This is a genomic window from Paraflavitalea devenefica (assembly GCF_011759375.1).
GTDB classification, from domain to species: Bacteria; Bacteroidota; Bacteroidia; order Chitinophagales; family Chitinophagaceae; genus Paraflavitalea; species Paraflavitalea devenefica.
In genome coordinates, this window is the sequence record NZ_JAARML010000016.1 from 1 (window position 1) to 2,491 (window position 2,491).

Annotated in this window: 1 protein-coding gene; it reads left to right on the forward strand. The window is 40.5% G+C overall.

Features of this window, described 5'->3' with window-relative positions:
- Positions 1–568 precede the first annotated feature (568 nt).
- Positions 569–2,377: a reverse transcriptase/maturase family protein gene (locus HB364_RS32835; RefSeq protein WP_167292697.1), complete on the forward strand. Its 1,809-nt coding sequence runs from the start codon at positions 569–571 to the stop codon at positions 2,375–2,377.
- Positions 2,378–2,491 lie beyond the last annotated feature (114 nt).

Genomic DNA, 2,491 nt, shown 5'->3' on the forward strand with positions numbered 1-2,491 from the left:
TTGCCGTGCGCCCGTAAAGGGTTGCTTTGTAAATATACCCTGGCAGGGTATCGGGTTAGTGTTCACAAAGACCCGTCATCACCGGCTTATCCGTGAGGGAAACCAACCGGGGAGTATAGCATGCCGGTAAAGTCGAAAGTCAGTCAGTTATCAGGCTGCGACTGAACGATGGATGAGAATACGATATAAGGATAAAATCCAGATTGATTGAACGATAATCCGAGTGGGGCCTGCTAGACCAATGACGTAAGATAACTAAACTCGTCATTCTGTAATACCTTACTTTTCCCGCAACGAAGTTAAGGCATGAACAGATTACAGCACAACTGCCATAAGCAGAAAAGGGTGGACGTCGTATCCGACAATCGTAAATGCCATAGTTACAAAGCAACTAAACGGGGATTACCTAAACTGGAACGCCAGCAATGGCTATTAAGTTAGAGACTTATGAAAATCCAGCATGGTAACGGAGTTTCCGTAGTAGTCCGCGCAAGGGAAAGCCTTGCACATGGCGAAGGGAAACAGTTATTGCCTTTTAATACTAATTCTGGAAAATGTGTGAGACATTATGAGACATCCACAAAACGTATTAAACAGTCTGACAAAGCACAGCAAATGTAGTTCTTACAAATATGAGCGGCTTTACCGGATATTATTCAATGCGGAAATGTATTACACAGCTTATCAGCATATATATGCCAAGCCAGGTAATATGACATCAGGATCAGATGGCTCTACCATAGATCAAATGAGCCTGACCCGTATTGATACGCTGATCGAAAAACTAAAAGACGAGCAATACTGTCCACAACCTGTAAGAAGGACTTATATACCTAAAAAGAACGGGAAGAAGCGCCCTTTGGGTATACCAACGTTTGATGATAAATTGTTACAGGAGGTTATAAGAATGATCTTGTCAGCCATCTATGAAAATAGTTTTGAAGCTACTTCACATGGCTTCCGACCAAGACTCAGCTGTCACACTGCTGTACAGCATATTCGTCGAACATTTACAGGAGTGAAATGGTTCATTGAGGGTGATATAAGTGGCTTCTTTGACAATATCAATCACGAAAAATTGATACGTATTCTTAAAGAACGCATCTCAGATGATCGCTTTATCAGACTCGTCAGAAAGTTTCTCAAAGCCGGGTATCTCGAAGATTGGATACTCCATAAAACCAACAGTGGAACTCCACAAGGAGGCATTGTTAGTCCTATACTGGCCAATATCTATCTGGATAAGCTGGATAAATATATGGAAGAGTACAGGCAGAAATACGATACCGGCAAATCGCGAAAAGAAAATCCGGTCCATAAGCACCTCGCATATGTACGGGCAAGATGCATTAAACAGCTAAAAAATGAAAAAGATGTTGTCAAAAGAAAAATGCTGATCGATAGAATAAAAATGACAGAAAAAAGCAGAGTATCTGTTCCTTACTGCAACTCAATGGATAGTAACTATAAGAGAATCAAATATGTGAGATACGCAGACGATTTTTTGATCGGTGTAATAGGGAGTTATAATGAATGCAAGTCAATTAAAGAAGACATAAAGCACTTTCTTGATGCAAAACTAAAGCTTGCACTTTCTGAAGAAAAGACGCTGATTACACACTCAAATACACCTGCAAAATTTCTATCTTTTGATATCCACGTACGTAGGTCAAATCGAACTAAAAGGGATAGCGCCGGCAAACTAAAGCGTACGTTCCATGGCAGGATAGTCGTTAAAATACCGCCAGATGTTATTAAAAATAAACTTCTGGAGTATGGTGCGATGCATATCTGCGGAAACGGCGGAAAGGAACGCTGGAAGTCCAAAAGTCGGCCAAACTTACTATACAAGGATGATCTTGAATTACTACAACAGTACAATGCAGAGATCAGAGGGCTGTACAATTATTATTCTATCGCACTAAATGCTACCACTCTAAACTCATTTAAGTTTATTATGGAATATAGTATGTACAAAACCTTTGCGGGTAAGTACAAAACTACAGTCCAGAAAATATGTCGCAGATACATAAAGAATAAAATCTTTACTGTAACCTATGCAAACAAAAAAGGAGAAGAGAAAAATAGCATCTTTTACAACAATGGCTTCAAACGTCAGAACAGCAGTATGATTTACCATTTAGACGCCCCTCCTGATGTGGCATACACATACGGCAGAACAAGTCTGATTGACAGACTCAAAGCCGAAAAATGCGAATTATGTGAATCGGAAAGTGCACTGGAAATGCACCACATCAGAAAAATGAGCGATCTGAAAAGCGGAAAACAACCCTGGCAAATCAAAATGATCGGAAGACTAAGAAAAACAATGGCTGTATGCACATCCTGTCACAGGAAAATACATACTGGGGAATAGACTGAAGGTAATAATGGAGAGCCGTATACATGGAGACGTGTAAGTACGGTTCGGGGGCGAGCACAGGTAAACCTGTCATAGAAATATGGAAAGGCGACAGGTGCTTAGCCTACG

Bases quoted from the DNA above. Each gene is read 5' to 3' on its own strand.
- HB364_RS32835 (WP_167292697.1), top strand. From the start codon at position 569: ATGAGACATCCACAAAACGTATTAAACAGTCTGACAAAGCACAGCAAA.